Source organism: Streptomyces sp. NPDC007896 (assembly GCF_042959425.1).
GTDB lineage: Bacteria > Actinomycetota > Actinomycetes > Streptomycetales > Streptomycetaceae > Streptomyces.
In genome coordinates this window covers 198,154-216,262 of the sequence record NZ_JBIBKX010000016.1, presented here as the reverse complement: position 1 = coordinate 216,262, position 18,109 = coordinate 198,154, and the positions used below count along the sequence as shown (strand labels likewise).

General features: G+C 70.2%; 16 protein-coding genes and 1 pseudogene. 6 read left to right on the top strand and 11 right to left on the bottom strand.

Features of this window, described 5'->3' with window-relative positions; translation table 11 throughout:
* Positions 1-92 precede the first annotated feature (92 nt).
* The 3 genes from ACFZDJ_RS40815 to ACFZDJ_RS40805 all read left to right on the top strand — a co-directional run bounded on the left by ACFZDJ_RS40815 (position 93) and on the right by ACFZDJ_RS40805 (position 4,181).
* A complete protein-coding gene (locus ACFZDJ_RS40815; protein ID WP_054233064.1) occupies positions 93-680 on the top strand; it encodes a TetR/AcrR family transcriptional regulator in 588 nt (195 codons plus the stop codon).
* A 112-nt stretch (positions 681-792) separates the two neighbouring features.
* A complete protein-coding gene (locus ACFZDJ_RS40810) occupies positions 793-3,024 on the top strand; it encodes an MMPL family transporter (protein WP_391066724.1) in 2,232 nt (743 codons plus the stop codon).
* A 146-nt stretch (positions 3,025-3,170) separates the two neighbouring features.
* Positions 3,171-4,181 carry a helix-turn-helix domain-containing protein gene (locus tag ACFZDJ_RS40805; RefSeq protein ID WP_390930236.1) on the top strand — a complete coding sequence of 337 codons (1,011 nt, stop codon included), beginning with the start codon at positions 3,171-3,173 and terminating at the stop codon, positions 4,179-4,181.
* Between the two features lie 161 nt (positions 4,182-4,342).
* Here ACFZDJ_RS40805 and ACFZDJ_RS40800 read toward each other — a convergent pair whose 3' ends face one another.
* The 6 genes from ACFZDJ_RS40800 to ACFZDJ_RS40775 all read right to left on the bottom strand — a co-directional run bounded on the left by ACFZDJ_RS40800 (position 4,343) and on the right by ACFZDJ_RS40775 (position 9,275).
* Complete coding sequence (locus ACFZDJ_RS40800; protein WP_391066722.1) at positions 4,343-5,509, bottom strand: serine hydrolase; 1,167 nt, start codon at positions 5,507-5,509, stop codon at positions 4,343-4,345.
* Between the two features lie 67 nt (positions 5,510-5,576).
* The gene (locus ACFZDJ_RS40795; RefSeq protein ID WP_391066720.1) at positions 5,577-6,038 is read right to left on the bottom strand and encodes an Ohr family peroxiredoxin; all 462 of its coding nucleotides are present in this window, start codon (positions 6,036-6,038) and stop codon (positions 5,577-5,579) included.
* A gap of 191 nt (positions 6,039-6,229) precedes the next feature.
* On the bottom strand, positions 6,230-6,709 hold the full coding sequence (locus ACFZDJ_RS40790) for a MarR family winged helix-turn-helix transcriptional regulator (protein ID WP_168492528.1): 480 nt from the start codon (positions 6,707-6,709) through the stop codon (positions 6,230-6,232).
* A 10-nt stretch (positions 6,710-6,719) separates the two neighbouring features.
* On the bottom strand, positions 6,720-7,481 hold the full coding sequence (locus tag ACFZDJ_RS40785) for an energy-coupling factor ABC transporter ATP-binding protein (RefSeq protein ID WP_168492526.1): 762 nt from the start codon (positions 7,479-7,481) through the stop codon (positions 6,720-6,722).
* Positions 7,469-8,230, bottom strand: a complete 762-nt coding sequence (gene cbiQ, locus ACFZDJ_RS40780; RefSeq protein WP_391066718.1) for a cobalt ECF transporter T component CbiQ — start codon at positions 8,228-8,230, stop codon at positions 7,469-7,471. The genes ACFZDJ_RS40785 and cbiQ overlap by 13 nt, the downstream gene beginning before the upstream one ends.
* Position 8,231: 1 nt before the next feature.
* Entirely contained in the window at positions 8,232-9,275 is a 1,044-nt protein-coding gene (locus ACFZDJ_RS40775; protein ID WP_391066715.1) for an energy-coupling factor ABC transporter permease, read from the bottom strand.
* Between the two features lie 215 nt (positions 9,276-9,490).
* Here ACFZDJ_RS40775 and ACFZDJ_RS40770 point away from each other — a divergent pair, with 215 nt between their 5' ends.
* Entirely contained in the window at positions 9,491-9,847 is a 357-nt protein-coding gene (locus tag ACFZDJ_RS40770; protein ID WP_168509126.1) for an SsgA family sporulation/cell division regulator, read from the top strand.
* A 57-nt stretch (positions 9,848-9,904) separates the two neighbouring features.
* On the opposite strand, the gene ACFZDJ_RS40765 is transcribed toward ACFZDJ_RS40770, so the two are convergent.
* The 4 genes from ACFZDJ_RS40765 to ACFZDJ_RS40750 all read right to left on the bottom strand — a co-directional run bounded on the left by ACFZDJ_RS40765 (position 9,905) and on the right by ACFZDJ_RS40750 (position 14,754).
* Positions 9,905-10,750, bottom strand: coding sequence for an EamA family transporter (locus ACFZDJ_RS40765; RefSeq protein WP_391066712.1), 846 nt, complete (start codon positions 10,748-10,750; stop codon positions 9,905-9,907).
* Entirely contained in the window at positions 10,747-11,253 is a 507-nt protein-coding gene (locus tag ACFZDJ_RS40760; RefSeq protein WP_168509120.1) for a YbaK/EbsC family protein, read from the bottom strand. The genes ACFZDJ_RS40765 and ACFZDJ_RS40760 overlap by 4 nt, the downstream gene beginning before the upstream one ends.
* Before the next feature lie 92 nt (positions 11,254-11,345).
* On the bottom strand, positions 11,346-13,016 hold the full coding sequence (locus tag ACFZDJ_RS40755) for a penicillin-binding transpeptidase domain-containing protein (RefSeq protein ID WP_391066709.1): 1,671 nt from the start codon (positions 13,014-13,016) through the stop codon (positions 11,346-11,348).
* Between the two features lie 97 nt (positions 13,017-13,113).
* Positions 13,114-14,754, bottom strand: coding sequence for a penicillin-binding transpeptidase domain-containing protein (locus tag ACFZDJ_RS40750; protein ID WP_390930223.1), 1,641 nt, complete (start codon positions 14,752-14,754; stop codon positions 13,114-13,116).
* A 281-nt stretch (positions 14,755-15,035) separates the two neighbouring features.
* Between ACFZDJ_RS40750 and ACFZDJ_RS40745 the strand changes: the two are divergent.
* Both ACFZDJ_RS40745 and ACFZDJ_RS40740 read left to right on the top strand, forming a co-directional pair.
* A pseudogene (locus ACFZDJ_RS40745) lies at positions 15,036-15,155 on the top strand (pyridoxine 5'-phosphate oxidase C-terminal domain-containing protein); the annotation flags it as partial.
* 39 nt (positions 15,156-15,194) lie between these two features.
* A complete protein-coding gene (locus ACFZDJ_RS40740; RefSeq protein WP_054233046.1) occupies positions 15,195-16,064 on the top strand; it encodes an META domain-containing protein in 870 nt (289 codons plus the stop codon).
* A gap of 288 nt (positions 16,065-16,352) precedes the next feature.
* On the opposite strand, the gene ACFZDJ_RS40735 is transcribed toward ACFZDJ_RS40740, so the two are convergent.
* Positions 16,353-18,092: a phospholipid carrier-dependent glycosyltransferase gene (locus tag ACFZDJ_RS40735; protein ID WP_391066707.1), complete on the bottom strand. Its 1,740-nt coding sequence runs from the start codon at positions 18,090-18,092 to the stop codon at positions 16,353-16,355.
* Positions 18,093-18,109: the final 17 nt, after the last annotated feature.

The window sequence follows — 18,109 nt, the reverse complement described above, 5'->3', positions numbered from 1 at the left end:
CACACGTACGAAACGGTTTCGTTTCTTTGAATCTCGGGGTATCTTCATGGGTGTACGAAACCGTGTCGTCCGGAGCAGAGAAGGTGAGTGGGATGGCTGAAGCCGCAACGGTGCGTCGCAGTCGGATCACCCCCGAGCGTGAGGCCGAGCTGTACGCGGCCGTGCTCGAACTGCTCCGGGAGGTCGGTTACGACGCCCTGACCATGGACGCCGTCGCCGCCCGTACCCGGTCCAGCAAGGCCACCCTCTACCGCCAGTGGGGCGGCAAGGCCGAGCTCGTCGTGAAGGCGCTGCGGCACGAGAAGCCGATCACCAGTGACATCGACACCGGGTCCCTGCGGGGCGACTTCCACGCCATGGTGAGGCGTGAGGACGACTGCCACATGGAGCAGAACTCCGCGCTGATGCGGGGTCTGGCCACGGCACTGCACGGGAACCCCGATCTCCTGCGTGCCTTCCGCGAGTGGATCATCGAGCCGGAGACCGAGATGCTCCGCGAGATCCTGCGGCGTGCCGTCGACCGGGGTGAGATCCGGGCGGACAACCCCGCTCAGGACTACGTGCTGCACATGATGATCGGCGCCTTCGCGGTGCGCGGCATCGTCGACGAGCTGCCACCCACCCAGGACTTCCTCACCTCGTACATGGACGCCGTGATCCTCCCCGCTCTCGGCGCCTGACCCTCCCCGACCTTTCGTAACGCCTACCTGCACCTGACGCGACCGCTCACGTCGTCGGGCTGATCTCCCCTGCCCAGCTGCCAGCAAACGACCTGACCGGGAGTACGCCCTCGTGGCCACATTCCTCTATAAACTCGGCCGATTCGCCTTCAGGCGACGCCATTTCGTCGCCCTGATATGGGTGGCCCTGCTGACGCTGGCGGGTGTCGGCGCCGCCTCCGCGCCCACCGCGGGAGCGTCCTCTTTCTCGATCCCCGGCACCGAGGCGCAGAAAGCTTTCGACCTGCTCGAACAGCGCTTCCCCGGGATGAGCGCCGACGGCGCGACCGCCCGCGTGGTCTTCAAGGCGCCCGCCGGCGAGAAGATGGGCGACAAGGCCAACAAGGCGACCGTCGAGAAGACCGTCAAGGCGCTCGGCGACGGCTCGGAGGTCACCTCCGTGTCCGACCCCTTCAAGTCCCACGCGGTGAGCAAGAACGGGTCGGTCGCCTACGCCTCGGTGAAGTACAAGGTGTCCGGCATGGAGTTGAAGGACTCCTCGAAGACCGCCCTGGAGGAGGCCGCGCAGCAGGCGCGGGACGCCGGGCTGAGCGTCGAGGTCGGCGGTGACGCGCTCCAGGCGACGCCGGAGACCGGGTCGACCGAGGTCATCGGTATCGCGGTCGCCGCGGTCGTGCTCGTCATCACCTTCGGTTCGCTGATCGCGGCCGGGCTGCCGCTGCTGACCGCGCTGATCGGCGTCGGTATCGGCGTCTCGACGATCACGGCGCTGGCGAACGCGCTGGACCTGGGCACCACCACCTCCACTCTGGCGATGATGATCGGCCTCGCGGTCGGCATCGACTACGCCCTCTTCATCGTCTCCCGCTACCGCGCCGAACTGGCCGAGGGCCGGGAGCGCGAGGAGGCGGCCGGACGGGCCGTCGGCACGGCGGGTTCGGCGGTCGTCTTCGCCGGTCTGACGGTCGTGATCGCGCTGGTCGGTCTGTCGGTCGTCAACATCCCGATGCTGACGAAGATGGGTGTCGCGGCGGCGGGCACGGTCGCCATCGCCGTACTGATCGCGCTGTCGCTGATTCCGGCCCTGCTGGGCTACGCGGGCCGCAAGGTCCAGCCCGCGGGCAAGAAGAGCAAGCTGCTCGGCGGCGGGCGTGCCGTGAAGAAGGAGGGCAAGCCCAACATGGGCACCCGCTGGGCGAGCTTCGTCGTGCGCCGGCCGCTCGCCGTGCTGGTGCTCGGCGTGATCGGCCTGGGCGCCGCCGCGCTCCCGGCGGCCTCGCTCCAACTGGGTCTGCCCGACGACGGTTCGCAGCCGACGTCGACCACGCAGCGCCGGGCGTACGACGCGCTGTCCGACGGCTTCGGTCCCGGCTTCAACGGTCCCCTGATGCTCGTCGTGGACGGCAAGTCCAGCGACGACCCCAAGGCCGCGGCGACCAAGGTCACCAACACGGTCAAGGACATGAAGGACGTCGTGTCGGTCAGCCCGGCGGCGTTCAACAAGGCCGGGGACACCGCGACGATCACGGTCATCCCCGACTCCAAGCCGTCCTCCGTCAAGACCGAGGACCTGGTGCACGCCATCCGTGACGCGGGCGGCACCATCTCGACGGAAACCGACGCGAAGGTACTGGTCACCGGCACCACCGCGATGAACATCGACTTCTCGCAGAAGCTGAACGACGCGCTGATCCCGTATCTCGCGCTGGTCGTCGGCCTCGCCTTCCTCCTCCTGATCGTGGTCTTCCGCTCGGTCCTGGTCCCGCTGAAGGCGGCGCTCGGCTTCCTGCTGAGCGTGATGGCGGCGCTCGGCGCGGTCGTCGCCGTCTTCCAGTGGGGCTGGCTGTCCGGCCTCCTGGGCGTCGAGGAAACCGGCCCGATCATGTCGATGATGCCGATCTTCATGGTGGGTGTCGTCTTCGGTCTCGCGATGGACTACGAGGTGTTCCTCGTGACCCGGATGCGCGAGGCGTACGTCCACGGGGAGAAGCCCCACCAGGCGATCGTGACCGGCTTCAAGCACGGCGCGCGGGTCGTCACGGCGGCCGCGGTCATCATGATCGCCGTCTTCTCCGGCTTCATCGGCTCCAGCGAGTCGATGATCAAGATGATCGGCTTCGGCCTCGCCATCGCGGTCTTCTTCGACGCGTTCGTGGTCCGCATGGCGATCGTCCCGGCGGTGCTGGCCCTGCTCGGGAAGAAGGCCTGGTGGCTGCCGAAGTGGCTGGACCGGGCGCTTCCCAACGTGGACGTCGAGGGCGAGGGCCTGCGCACGGCGGAGGAGAAGGCCCGGGGCCGCGGCGACGGGGGTCGGGACGAGGACCGGGAGCTGGTACGGGTCTGAGGCCTGACTGTCAGGCTGACTGACTGGCTGGCTGGCTGGCTGATGTGCTGAGGGGCACCCCGCGTTGCGGCGGGGTGCCCCTCACTCTTGCTCCTGGCTGTGGAATCATCCGGTCCCAGGCTCTCTCACCAGGAGGTCCGCTGATCGTGTTGCACGAGTCGGTCTTCAAAACCGCGGACCTGCCGGCCGGTGACCGGTTCGAGGCGTGGACGCAGCGCATGGGCCGTACGCACGCGCCCATGCAGCTGGCCAGCGACCGCACGGCGGACTACCGCGCCCACCAGCGCATGATCGGGCTGGGGGACGTCACGGTCTGGCCGGCGACCTTCGACCATCTGGTCTTCCGTCGGACACCGAAGCTGATCCGTCAGTCCGATCCCGAGGTGTACCACCTCTCCCTCCTGCTGCGGGGAGAGGGAGCGGCCGCCTGGGACAGACAGCAGGCCGCCTACCGGGTCAACGACATCCACACCAACTGTTCCTCGCGGTCGTACGAAATACACACCGGCGCGGACCCGGTCAGCCTCGTGGGAGTCGAGATCCCGCGATCGCTGGTGGCGCTGCCCGCGAACCGGGCCGACCAGGTGATCGGCAGCCGGATCTCGGGCCGCGAGGGAGTCGGCGCGCTCCTGGCGCAGTTCCTCGTCCAGTTGGCCTCGGACACCGGCTCCTACCAGCCGTCGGACGGACCCCGGCTGGGAACGGTCCTCGCCGATCTGGTCACGGCCGTCTTCGCGGGCGCCCTGGACGCCGAGGTCCTGCTGCCGCCGGAGACCCGCGGCCGGACGCTGATCCTGCGGATCAAGGCGTTCATCCGTCGGCATCTGGGCGACCAGGAGCTGACCCCCGCCCGGATCGCCGCAGCGCACCACATCTCGCGCAGCCATCTGTACCGCCTCTTCCAGGCCGAGGGCCTCACCGTGGCCTCCTACATCCGCGATCAGCGGCTGGAGCACGCCCGCCGCGACCTCGCCGACCCGGCGCTGCGCGCGATGCCGGTCCATGCCGTCGCCGCCCGCTGGGGCTTCCCCCGAGCCGCCGAGTTCACCCGGGCCTTCCGCACCGCCCATGGCGTCCCGCCGAGCGAACTGCGCAGGAGGACGATGGCCGAGGACCGCGAGGCACACTCGGAAGGCCGTGGACCCTGCGCCAAGTAGGTGGCGACTGTGCGCCAACGACAGACGGGCGGTCGGCCGCGCATTCTGGTGATCGCCGCGCGGCGAGGGACGGGCGGACCGGAAGGGGCGGGCCAGGATCGCAGGGGAGTCCTGGCACGGCCCCGGCCCGGTCGGCTACGACGCGGCCCCGGCCCGGTCGGCTACGACGACAATGCCGCCCGTACCGCCCGTACCAGCGCCTGCGCCCGTGGATCCGCCGTCACCGTCTTGCGGAAGCCGTTCGTGATGTAGCCGAAGGCGATGCCCGACTCGGGGTCCGCGAAGCCCAGTGGGCCGCCGCGGCCCGGGTGGCCGAACGAGGCCGGACCCAGCAGCGGGGACGCGGTGCCGTGAAGCATGTAGCCGAGGCCGAAACGGGTGCTGATGACCAGGGTGCGGTCCGGTCCCGCGGACGCCTCGGCGCGGGCCAGCTCGACCGTGTCCGGCGTGAACAGACGGGTGCCGTCCAGCTCGCCGATCAGGGCGGCGTAGAAACGGGCGAGACCGTCGGCCGTGGCGATGCCGTTGGAGGCGGGGAGGGCCGCCGCACGGTAGGCGGGGTCGTTGTCGTCGGGCGGCGGGGTGATCGCGGCGAAGGCGCGGACGGTCGTCGAGTCCGGGTCCTTGTAGGCCTCGGCCACCGACCGCTTCGGGCGGGTGCGCAGGGCGCTCGACGGCTCGGGCGCATCGACTCGGCCCGCGCGGCCCACCCGGTGGGCCTCGGCCTCCGGCAGCCCGACCCAGAGGTCCAGGCCGAGCGGGGCGGAGATCTCCGTCGCGATGAACTCGCTCACGTCCCGGCCGCCGGTGACGCGGCGGACCAGTTCGGAGAGCATCCAGCCGAAGGTGTGGGGGTGGTAGCCGTGGTCCGTGCCCGGTTCCCAGAGGGGGGTCTGCGCCGCGATCGACGCGGCCGTACGGTCCGGGTCCGCGGCCTCGGCCGGGGTCAGCGGCGCGTCGACCACGGGCACGCCCGCCCGGTGCGACAGTACGTGCCGGACCAGAAGCCGTTCCTTGCCCCGAGCCTTGAACTCGGGCCAGTACTCCCCGACCGGTGCGTCCAGGTCCAGCTCGCCGCGCTCGTGCAGCATCAGGAGTACGGCGGCCCCGACGCCCTTCGTCGCCGAGTGCATGACGTGGGCGGTGTCGTGCTCCCAGGGCGCCGAATCCGCCGTACCGTCCACGTCCCGCGCGCCGCCCCACAGGTCGACGACCTTGCGCCCGTGCCGGTACACGGAGACCGCCGCGCCGCGCTCCCCGAGCGTCTCGAAGTTGCGTACGAATGCTTCCCTGACCGGCTCGAAGCCCTCGGCCACTTCGCCGTTCACGTCCGTACTCCCTGTCGCCCGGCCACCTTCAACAGTGGATGCAACACGCACGCGGAAGGCTCGATTCCTAGCCGAGCAGGATCGTGACCTCGATGTTGTTCCGGGTCGCGTTCGAGTACGGGCAGACCTCGTGCGCCGCGTCCACGAGCTTGGTCGCGACGTCCTGGTCGAGGACGGGCAGCGAGACGCTCAGGGCGACCGCGAGGCCGTAGCCGCGCTGCTTGTTGGGTCCGATGCCCACCTTCGCGGCGACGGTGGAGCCCGTCAGGTCCAGTCCGGCGCGGCGGCCCACCAGCACCAGCGCGTTGTGGAAGCAGGCGCTGTACCCGGCCGCGAAGAGCTGCTCGGGGTTGGTGCCGTTGCCGTCACCGCCGAGCGCGGGAGGCATCGCGACCTTCAGCGCGATCTGGCCGTCCAGGCTGGTGACATAGCCGTCCCGGCCGCCGTGCGCGGTGGCCTCGGCGACGTACATGATCTTCGTCGGACGAGTGTCGACAGTGGTGTCGCCGACAGCGGTGCCATCGATCATGGCGGGACCTCCCCCAGGACGGAAAACACAGGAGTGCGCAAGTACATCGTGCACAAGGTACCGGCCGGTACGGAAGGCATGATTACCAGGGGGTAGAAACCGTCGGTAACCCCCGTCCCGTCAACGCCCCCGCCCGTCCCGCCGAAGCCCCGCCCGTCCCGCTCCGTTCCGCTCCGTTCCGGACGGGCAGGTCAGCGCCCGCGCCCCGCCGCACCGTCCGCGCGCTCGGCCAGCCCCCACAGCTCCTGTCGCATCCTGGCCACCTCGTCCCCGGCGAGGCCGGTCGACGCCAGCAGCGCCCGCGGGACACCCGCCGCGCGCTCCCGCAGCGCCTCACCGCGCCCGGTGACCGCCACCAGCACCGACCGCTCGTCACGCGCCGAGCGTTCACGGCGGACCAGACCGGCCGACTCCAGGCGCTTGAGCAGCGGCGACACCGTGCCGTAGTCCAGCCGCAGCGCGCCCGCCAGCTCCTTGACCGTGGTCTCGCCGCGCTCCCAGAGGAACAGCAGGACGAGGTACTGCGGGTAGGTGAGGCCGAGCTCCTCCAGCAGCGGGCGGTACGCGGCGGTCACCGCGCGCTGGGCCGCGTACAGCGCGAAGCACAGCTGGTCGTCGAGGAACAGCGACCCGGCCGATCCGAAGTCCTCTTGGTCCCCTTGTTTCGTCACGCGCCCATTGTCACGGAGTACGCACAGCTGTCGAGCGCGGATCGAAACCGAAGGGCAGCTCCAGGCGGTGGGTGCGCATCAGCTCGTCGTCGGAGAGCAGCTCACCGGTCTTCCCGTCCGCGGCGATCGCGCCGTCGCTCAGGATCAGTGCACGGGGGCACAGTTCGAGGGCGTACGGCAGGTCGTGCGTGACCATGAGGACGGTGACGTCCAACGACCGCAGGATGTCGGCGAGTTCGCGGCGCGAGGCCGGGTCGAGGTTGGAGGACGGCTCGTCGAGGACGAGGATCTCCGGCTCCATCGCGAGGACGGTCGCGACGGCCACCCGGCGTCGCTGTCCGAACGACAGATGGTGCGGGGGACGGTCGGCGAAGTCCGCCATGCCGACCCGCTCCAGAGCCGTACGGACGCGCTCCTCCAGCTCGGCGCCCTTCAGCCCGGCCGCGGCGGGTCCGAAGGCCACGTCCTCGCGCACGGTCGGCATGAACAACTGGTCGTCCGGGTCCTGGAAGACGATGCCGACCTTGCGCCGGATCTCCGCCATGTGCCGCTTGCCGACCGGGAGTCCGGCCACCGTCACGGTTCCGGCGCCGCCGGTCAGGATGCCGTTGAGATGCAGGACGAGGGTGGTCTTGCCGGCGCCGTTCGGGCCGAGCAGCGCGACGCGCTCGCCACGCCCGAGGCGGAAGTCGACGCCGAAGAGGGCCTGGTGGCCGTCGGGGTAGGCGAAGGCCAGTCCGGCCACTTCCAGAGAGGGGGTCACAGGGTCCATCCCAGCAGGCAGACGACAAGGGCGGCGAACGGGAGGGCGAGGGCGTACGACCACTGCGCCCGGGACGCGGTCACCTCGTCGATGACCGGCATCGAACCGGCGTACCCCCGGCTCACCATGGCGAGATGGACGCGCTCCCCGCGCTCGTAGGAGCGGATGAACAGCGCGCCCGCAGACTTCGCGAGGACGCCCCAGTGCCGTACACCCCGGGCCTCGAAGCCCCGCGACTCCCGTGCGATGCGCATCCGCCGCATCTCGTCGGTGATGACATCGCCGTAGCGGATCATGAAGGAGGCGATCTGTACGAGGAGCGGGGGCAGCTTCAACCGCTGGAGCCCCAGCAGCAGTTCGCGCAGTTCGGTCGTCGAGGCGAGGAGTACGGAGGCGGCGACACCCAGGGTGCCCTTGGCGAGGACGTTCCAGGCGCCCCACAGGCCGTTCGCGCTGAGCGACAGACCGAGGACGTCCACCCGCTCGCCCTGCGCCACGAACGGCATGAGCACGGCGAAGGCGACGAACGGGATCTCGATCAGCAGCCGCTTGAGCAGGAAGGCGGCCGGTACCCGGGCCTTGTACGCCACCGTCGCCAGGAGCGCGGCGTACAGCGCGAAGGCCCACATCGCCTCGCGCGGGGTGGAGACGACCACGACGACGAAGGCGAAGGTCGCGGCGAGCTTGGTGTGCGGGGGCAGGGCGTGCACGGGGGAGTGCCCGTGCCGGTAGAGCCTGTGCGCGTGGCCTGCGCCCACCTCAGGCCACCTGCGCGGGGGAGACATCGGCGCTACGGCGCCTGCGCACCGCCCAGAAGATCCCCGTACCCGCGACGACGGTGACGCCGACGCCGATCACGCCCGCGAGGCCGCCGGAGATCCGGGCGTCGGAGATGTCCTTGACGCCGTACCCGGCGAGCGGGGAGTCCTCGGCGTGGTGCTTCTTGGTGTTCTGGTCGATGCCCTGGTCCTTGGCGACCTTCTCCAGGCCGTCGGGGCTCGCGGAGGCGTAGAAGCTGACGAAGCCCGCGAGGAGGAGGGAGGTGACGAGGCCGACCGCCCACACCTTGCGACGGGAGGTCCGGGCGGCCACGGGGACGGCGGCGGGCGCGGGCGCGTCGACCAGTTCGCCGCCGACGCGCAGCTTCAGCCGCTGCTGCAGACCGCGCGCCCCGTGCACGAGGTCCGGTCGTACGGCGATGACCGCGCCGACCGTGAGAGCGGTGATGGTGGCCTCGCCGATGCCGATGAGGACGTGCACGCCGATCATCGCGGTGGCGACCTTGGTGATCGGGACGTCGGTGGTGCCGCCGAGGGCGTAGATGAGAGTGAAGGCGACGGCGGCGCCCGGGACGGAAAGGAGCGCGGAGACGAAGGCCGCCACGGTGATGGAGCGTTTCTTGCGCGGCAGGACCTTCACCAGGCCCCGGAAGACGGCGTACGAGACGACCGTCGTGACGATCGCCATGTCGGTGATGTTCACGCCGAGTGCGGTCAGGCCGCCGTCGGCGAAGAGGATGCCCTGCATCAGCAGGACCACGGAGACGCAGAGGACCCCGGTGAAGGGGCCGACGAGTATCGCCGCGAGCGCGCCGCCGAGCAGATGTCCGCTGGTCCCGGCGGCGACCGGGAAGTTCAGCATCTGTACGGCGAAGATGAAGGCGGCGACCAGGCCGGCGAGCGGCGCGGTCTTCTCGTCGAGTTCGCGGCGGGCGCCCCGCAGGCTCACGGCGATGGCGCCGGCGGCGACCACTGCGGTGACCGCGGAGACCGGGGCGTTGATGAATCCGTCAGGCACATGCACCGTTCGATGATAGTGCCTTGTTGCGAACGGTTTGCAAGAGCGAGGCATCCATGAATAGCGGTGAGGCGGTGATGCATGGCGGGGGCCGATCCGGGGAACCCGATGAGTCCCGGTGGGTATGGGAGTCCGTGGGCGAAATCTCCGGAATGTGCGACATTGGAGAGGTGACGGATTCATCTATTCCACACAGGTAACGCAGCGCAAGGAGTCGGTTCATGTCTGCCGTCGAACAGTACGCACGCGCCCACATCGTCACCGACACGGCAGACTCCGCCGAGGACGAACACCAGGTCGTCCCGGTGGCCCTCAGCTACGACCCCGACGCTGATCCCCGCCAGGTCCACATGACGCTGCCCGGCCCCCACGAGTGGGCCTTCCCCCGGGAGCTCCTCGAACGAGGCCTGCGCGTTCCGGTCGAGTCCGGCGACGTACGCGTGTGGCCGTGCGGCCGGGTGCAGGCGGTCGTGGAGTTCCACTCCGCGCAAGGGGTGTCGGTGGTGCAGTTCGACTCGAAGGTTCTGATCCGCTTCCTCCGCCGTACGTACACAGCGGTGACTCCGGTGGCTCACTGACGTTCGGTCCACCCCGCGTGCGGCATCAGTGTGTGCGGCATTAGCCCGCGTGCGGTATCAGCCCGCGTGCAGCATCAGACCGATCCCCACCACCAGCAGCCCCGCCGCCGCGATCCGGGGCGCCCCGAACTGCTCCTTGAAGAACACCGCCCCGATCGCCGCGCCGACGATGATCGAGGACTCGCGCAGGGCGGAAATGGGGGCCAGCGCCGCGCGCGTCTGCGCCCACAGCACCAGCGCGTACGCCGCCACGGACAGCACCGAGCCGAGCAGCCCCAGGGCGACGAAGGGCCGTAGGACGGGGACGAGCCGGGAGCGCAGGCGGTGGGCGGCGTACGCCGGGATCACGACTCCCTGCACCGCCATCAGCCAGGCGATGTACCCGAGGGAGGAACCGGAGGCGCGTACGCCGAGTCCGTCCACGACGGTGTACGCGGCGATCGACAGACCGGTGGCCAACGCCGCGCCGATGGCGGCCCAGTTGGGGCGCCGCCCGCGCATTCCCCACAGCGCGACCCCCGTCAGCCCCGCGCACGACACCGCGATCCCCGCCGCCGCCCAGGCGTCCGGCACCTCGTGCGCGAACACGGCCGCCAGCACGGTGACGACCAGGGGGGCGGTCCCGCGGGCGATCGGATACGCCTGCCCGAAGTCGCCCAGCCGGAAGGAGCGCATCAGCAGGACGTAGTACAGGACGTGGATCGCGGCCGACACGAGCAGATACGGCCACGCCCCGGCCGCCGGCACCGCCACGAACGGCATCAGCGCCAGCCCGATCAGCATCCCGCCGCCCGCGATCAGCGTGAACCCGACGAGCTTGTCGGTGATGCGGTGCGCGATCGCGTTCCAACTGGCGTGGGTGACCGCGGCGAGCAGTACCGCCGCGGTGACCAGCGGCGTCACAGGTGCTGCTCGCGCACGTCCACCAGCGTGCCGCCCGCATGCGCGACCAGCGTCTTGGGGTCCATGGGGAACACGGTGTACGGGGTGCCGGCCGCGGCCCACACCACGTCGTGGTCGAGCAGCGAACGGTCCGCGAGCACCCGCGTCCTCGTACGGTGGCCGAAGGGCGGCACACCGCCGATCGCGTACCCGGTCGTCTCCCGTACGAGCTCGACCTTGGCCCGCGTCACCTTCGCGGCCCCGAGCTCCCGCCGCACGAGCTCCAGATCGACCAGCGACGCCCCGTCCATGAGTACGAGCACGGGGACCCCGTCCGCGGCGAAGATCAGCGACTTGCAGATCTGGCTCAGCTCACACCCGATCGCGGCGGCGGCCTCGGCGGCGGTACGGGTCGCGTCCGGGAAACGGCGGATGCGCGGCAGCAGATCAGCGAGACCCAGCTCCTCCAGGGCCTCGGCGAAACGGGGGTGGGCTCCGGACTCTTCGGCGGCGTCGCTCGTCATGGGCGGCACGCTATCGGTCGGTGCTGGAGGCACGCGAGCGAGTTCCGATGCGCCGGGGTGCCGGGTCTCGTGCCGGCCCGTTCCCCGCCCGGCTAGCTTCCCGCCTTCAGCAGTGCCGCCACGATCGGGCCCGCCGTGTCGCCGCCGTGGCCGCCCTGTTGGACGACGCCCGCCGCGGCGAGGTCGCCCTTCCACGCGGTGAACCAGCCGTTGGGCTTCTTCTGGCCGTCGACCTCGGCGGAGCCGGTCTTCGCGCCGTAGTCGGGGCCGAGGCCGGACATCGCCTCGGCCGCGGTGCCGTACGCCGCCGTGTACTGCATGAGCTCGCGGAGCTGGGCGAGGGTGGTGGCGGGGAGGGTGCGGGAGGCCGTCGCCAGCTTGCGGTGGTCGACCGTCGGAGACACCAGGTACGGCTGGTGGAAGACGCCCGTCTTGACGGTGGAGGCGACCGAGGCCATGTTCAGCGGGTTCATGCGGACCCCGCCCTGGCCGATCAGCGAGGCCGCCATCTGGGCCGCGGACTGGACCGGGACCGAGCCGTCGAAGGACGGGACACCGATGGCCCAGTTGTTCATGGACAGGCCGAAGTACTGCTGCGCCTGGTTCGTCAGGTCGGAGTTCGACAGCTTCTTTGCCTGACTGATGAAGGCGGTGTTGCAGGAGCGCGCGAAGCTCGCCTTGAACGTGCCGCCCTTGATCTCGAACTTGTCGTCGTTCTGGAACTTCCAGCCGCCGTACGTCACGTACTTCGGGCACGGGTGCTGCTTGTCGGCCGAGGCGAGCCCCTTGTCGATGAGCAGCGACGACGTGATGACCTTCATGGTGGAGCCGGGGGCCAGCGAGCCCTGGAAGGCCGTGTTGAAGCCGTGGCTGGTGTTGGCGACCGCGAGGATCTCGCCCGTCGTGGGGCGCATCAGGACCACCGACGCCCGGTCCTTCTTGGCGACCTGCTGCTCGGCGTCCGCCTGGAGGGTCGGGCTGAGCGTGGTCTTCACGGTCCCCGGGGTGCCCTCGCTGAGGGTCACCAGGGTCTTGTCGGGGGTCTTCTGGGTGCCCTTGGCGGCGGCCTTGCGGACCACGCGCAGTTCGATGCCCGCCTTGCCGCCGGCGATCTTGCCGTACTTCTCGCGCAGCCCGTCCAACACCGTGCCCAGCGAGGGGTACTTGGCCGTGGTGATCTCGCCGCCGTCGCGGTCGAGGGCGGTGATCGGGGGAGTGCCCGCCGGACCGGTGACCAGGCGGTCGCCGTCCTGGAGGTCGGGGTGTACGACCGACGCCTGCCAGCCGACCAGCGCCGCACCGTCCTTGGCGCGGCGCACGACGGTCAGCTTCGAGTCGTACGCCAGGGGCTTGCTCTTGCCCTTGTACGTGACGGTGGCCTTGACGGAGAAGGGGACGGAGGCCCCGGACGCCGTGCCCGGCGTGAGCTTGACGCCGGTGATGTGGGCGTCCTTGCCGTAGCCGGTCAGCAAGGTCTTCGCGGCCGCCGAGTCGTCGGTGGCCTCGGCCGCCTTCGTGACGTCACCGCTCTGCCAGGCGGTCAGGAACCGCGTGGACAGCGCCGTGACCTCGGCCGCCGACGGCGGACCGGTCTTCACGGCCTTGTGGCCGGCGGTCTGCGACGTACGGTCCTCGGCCGACGCCCCGCCGGCGTACAGGCTGTAGGCGCCGAACGCCCCGCCGCCGACGACCACCGCGATCAGCCCGCCGACCACGGCGGGCTTCGTCTTTCGTCGCTCGGCGACGCGCCTTCTGTTCCCCACAGCTTTCGATCCTCCGCCTGTTCCCCAAGTCCCCCGGCACCCTCATGCTCCTCAACGAGAACCCCCACCCTAGGGTCCCGCCCTGTCAAGGGTGACTTCAGCCGCCCGTTCGTAGCACAGCTGCGACGATCGGACCGGCCGCGTCCACTCCGTGACCGCCCTGCTGGGTCATCGCGGCGGCCGCGATGTCGTTCCGGTAGCCGGTGAACCAGCTGTTCGACTTGGTCTGGGCGTCGACCTCGGCGGAGCCGGTCTTGGCGCCGATGTTGCCGCCGAGTCCCGCCATCACCTGGGCGGCGGTGCCGCTGGTCGCGGTGAGGTTCATCATCGCGCGCAACTGCGCGGACGTACCGCTGGGCAGGCCCTTCGCCGTCGCCAGTTCCCGGTCGTCGAGCTTGGGCGAGACGATGACCGGCTGCCGGAAGGTGCCCGTCATCGCCGTCGCCGTGACCGACGCCATGTTCAGCGGGCTCATCTGGACCTGGCCCTGGCCGATCGCGTTCGCCGCGCGGTCCGGGCCGCCGGAGGCGGGGACGCTGCCGTCGAAGGACGGGATGCCGGTCTTCCAGTTGTTCTGGCCGAGGCCGAACCGCGTCTGTGCCTCGGTCGTCAGGGACTCGTCCGTGAGCGGCTTCTCGTCGATCAGTTTCACGAAGGCCGTGTTGCAGGACCGCATGAAGCTGTTGGCGAGGCTCGCCTTCTCGTTCGGCGCGAGGTTGGTGAGGTTGTGGAAGGTCTGGCTCTGCCAGGTCGCGGTCTTCGGGCAGGGCGCCGGGCCGTTCATGGTGGTCACGCCGTTGTCGATGAGCATCGCCGCGGTGATGATCTTCATCGTGGAGCCGGGGGCCAGGGTGCCCTGGAAGGCCGCGTTGAAGCCGTCCGCACGGTGGTTGGCGACCGCCAGCACCTCACCGCTGCTCGGCTGCACGGCCACCACGGACGACTCGGCGTACCGGGCGACCGCCTTCTCCGCCGCGGCCTGCGCGCTCGCGCTGAGGGTGGTGCGCAGCCTGCCGGCCTTGCCCTTGGCGAGGGTCACCAGGGCGGTGTCCCCCGCGCCCTCGGTCGCGTGATGGATCGCCAGCTCGACCCCGGCCGTACCGCCCGCCGTGTCGCCGTACTTCTCGCGCAGCGCGTCCAGGATCGGCCCCAGCGAGGGGTACTTCTCCTTCGTCAGGACAACGTTGTTCCGGTCCACGGCCTCGATGGGCGGGTTCGCCGACTCGCCCGTGACCAGCGTGTCGCCCTCCTGCAACTCGGGATGCACGACGGACGGCTTCCAGTCGACCAGCGCCTTCCCGGTGGTCTCGCCGCGCACGACGGTCAGCCGGGAGTCGTACGCGAAGGGCTTGGACTTCCCCTCGAACGACACCGTCGCCTTGACGGAGAACGGCACGGTGGCCCCCGTCGCCGTCCCCGGGGTGATCTTCACACCGGTGAGGTGCGCGTCCTCGCGGTAACCGGCCAGCGACTCCTGCGCCTTCTGGGCGAAGTTGGTGTAGGCGGCGGCCTTGGTGGCGTCACCCTGCTCCCAGGCGGCGAAGAACTTCGTCGAGGTCTCCTTGACCTCCGCGCTGCTCGGCGGCCCCGTCTTCACGGCCGCGGGTCCGCCGCTCCCCGTGCCCCCGCCCTCGCTCCCGTTGAGCGCCGACATCACATTGAAGGCGCCGTATCCGGCACCCCCCACCATCACGGCGAACACACTGCCGATGACGGCGGCCTTTGCCCCCTTGCGCATCGCGCGAAACCCTCCCCGTGGACCCCTCCCCCGAACTTCTGAACGCGTTCAGAAAAGCCGGTCTGCAGGGCACTGTATGCGTGAGGAGTGACACCTGGGGCGGAGATTCTCCGAATCGTTAGACACAACAACGATGGCGCGGCAGGGAACGACGATGGCGCGAGACGGAACGACGATGGCGCGGCGGTCGCCCGCCGCGCCATCGTCGTGCACCCGCCCTGCTAGACCCAGGTGTCCAGCCACATCCGGGAGCGCCACTGGTCTATGGGGATCGCCGTGCCCGTGTACAGGGGCCAGAAGTGGAGTTCTTCCAGGGCGATACGGCCCGCAGGCACGTACGTCTGGCCTACCGTCGCAAGAACGACTCGGAGGGGTGGTCGCGGCAACTGCTGTGGCCCTGACGGGGCAACCCCGAAGGTGGGTCGGAGGTCTGAATCGGCATGCGCATGTACCGGACCGGCGCCATTCTCGGCGCACTGCTCGTCGCTCTGCTCACCGTCACCGCGTGCTCGCCCCGGGCGGGGAGCGGGGGGAAGGCCCCGGACCGGCCCACGCCGTGGACCATGCCGACGGGGCCGGGCGGTTACGGCGGGCGGCTCCTGGGCGCACGTTGGCGGGTCGACTGGGTCACGGTCGACGGGCGCAACATCGACGCACCGCCGGACGCCGGCGCGTGGGTCGAGTTCGGCTACGACAACACGGCCGTGGGCGACTACGGATGCACGCCGTTCAAGTCGTCGGCCACGGTCACCGCCACGACGCTCACCGTCGGTACGGACACGTCGGGGGCGACGCCGGACGACGCGTGTCCGGCGAAGGAGCGCGCCTTCGAGCAGCGGATGCGGAAGATCTTCACCGGCGGCCCCCTGGCGGTGGCCGAGCGGGTCGACGAATTCTCGATGACCCTGAAGAACCAGAGGGGCGACTATGTCGCGCTGCAAATGCTGTGGCCTCAGGGGCTCTTCGGAGCGCCGTGGCGAATCGAATATCTGAACGTCGCCGACACCCCCGTCGACATGACGGCCGGCAAAGAGGTCTACTTCGTCTTCCACCGGGACGGCACGGTCACTGGAAAGGGAGGCTGCAACGGCTTCAAGGGCCGGGCCGCCTTCGCAGGCGAGCACGTCACGCTGTACCCGCTCACCCGCACCACGCACCGGACCTGCTCACGGAAGATCATGTCCCAGGAGGACGGCCTGCTCGACCAGGACCCGCGCACGTTCTCGGTCGTTGCCTCGCGCGGCATTACCTTCGTAGACCGCACCCCCGGCCTCGACGGCCTCGCCTACAACTTCATCCGGGTGAGGTGACCGGCACACCACCGCGCCCAGGGGTCTGGATTCACAGTCGGCCCGGCTCGTCGGCCGGCGGTCCGCACCCGAGCCTGAGGGAGCCTCTGGGGCATCCATGGGGAACCAGGGCTTTTCGCGGCCGAAGACCCTGCTCACGTTCTGACCGCCGCGCGGTCTGTAAATCTCCCGGGCCCAGAGCTGGGCCGTCCTCGGGCCGCGCGAGGGCGACCAACGACAACCGTCAACGCCCAACAACGACCAAGGGGGCGCGGCAGATTTCCGCGCCCCCTTGCTACGTCTGCCCAGCTAGACCCAGGTGTCCAGCCACATCCGGGAGCGCCACTGGTCTATGGGGATCGCCGTGCCCGTGTACAGGGGCCAGAAGTAGATGAAGTTCCAGGCGATCAGGAGGACCAGGACGCCCGCGCTCGCCGCGCCGATGACGCGGCGGCGTTCCGTGGAGCCGGGTGGGCCGAGGATCGCGCCGATCATCATGGCGACCGCCAGGCACAGGAACGGGACGAAGATGATGGCGTAGAAGAAGAAGATCGTGCGCTCCTGGTACATGAACCAGGGGAGGTAGCCGGCCGCGATGCCGCAGGCGATCGCGCCCGCCCGCCAGTCACGTCGGAACGCCCAGCGCCACAGGACGTAGACGATCGCGAAGCAGGCGGCCCACCACAGGAGGGGCGTGCCCAGGGCCAGGACCTCGCGGGCGCACTTGGCGCCCGCGTCCGCCGGGCAGCCGTCCTTGCCGGGCAGCGGGGACTCGTAGAAGTACGAGACCGGGCGGCCCAGGACGATCCAGCTCCACGGGTTCGACTGGTAGGTGTGCGGGGACGAGAGGCCGACGTGGAACTCGTACACCTCGTGCTCGTAGTGCCACAGGCTGCGCAGCCAGTCGGGCAGGAAGGTCCAGCTGCCGCCCTTGCCGTCGGTCGCGGCCCAGTTGCGGAAGTAGCCGCCCTTGCCGTTGGTGGGGGAGAGGATCCAGCCGGTCCAGGAGATGAAGTACGTGGCGATCGCCACCGGGACCGTCGCGAGGAACGTGATGCCCGTGTCGTGCTTGAGGGCCGCCAGGTACGGGTGACGGGCGCCCGCGACCCGGCGCGCGCCGACGTCCCACAGGACCGCCATCAGGCAGAACGCGAAGAGGACGTACAGGCCGCTCCACTTGGTGCCGAGGGCCAGGCCCAGCATCAGACCGGCCGTCCAGCGCCAGGGGCGCCAGCCGAGGCGGGTGGTCTCGGCGATGTGCGCGTCGGGGCGTACGAGACCGTCCGCGTCCGCGGGCAGGGCTGCCGCCAGTCGGGCACGCGCGCGGTCGCGGTCCACGATCAGACAGCCGAAGGCAGCCAGCACGAAGAACATCAGCACACCGTCGAGCAGCGAGGTGCGGCTCATCACGAAGTGCAGCCCGTCCACGGCCATCAGCGTGCCCGCCAGACAGCCCAGGAACGTCGAGCGGAACATCCGGCGCCCGATCCGGCACAGCAGCAGCACCGACAGCGTGCCGAGCAGCGCCGTCATGAAGCGCCAGCCGAACGGATTGAAGCCGAACATCCATTCGCCGAGCCCGATGACGTACTTGCCGACCGGGGGGTGCACCACGTAGGCGGCGTCGGAGGGGATGCCGACGTGTCCGTTGTTCTGCAGGATCAGGTCGTTGGCGTTCTTGTCCCAGTTGACCTCGTATCCGCGGTGGATCAGCGCCCAGGCGTCCTTGGCGTAGTACGTCTCGTCGAATATCACCGCCTTCGGGCTGCCCAGGTTCCAGAACCGCATCAGCCCCGCCATCAGGGTCACGAGCAGCGGGCCGCCCCAGCCCGACCAGCGCGTGATGCGCTCGGCGAGCTCGTGGCGCAGCCCGAACGCAGCCCAGATCCGGGGACTGGGCTCGGCGTACGGCGGCACGAGCCGATCACGCACATCGCTTCTGGGCGGCGCGGTATATCCGAAGCGGCGCAGCCGCTGCTGCCACGACGGCCGCCGTTCTTCGGCTGCCTGGCCCTGCCGGGTGTCCGTGGAGGACGCGGTACTGGTCACCGCGCCATCGTAGGGAA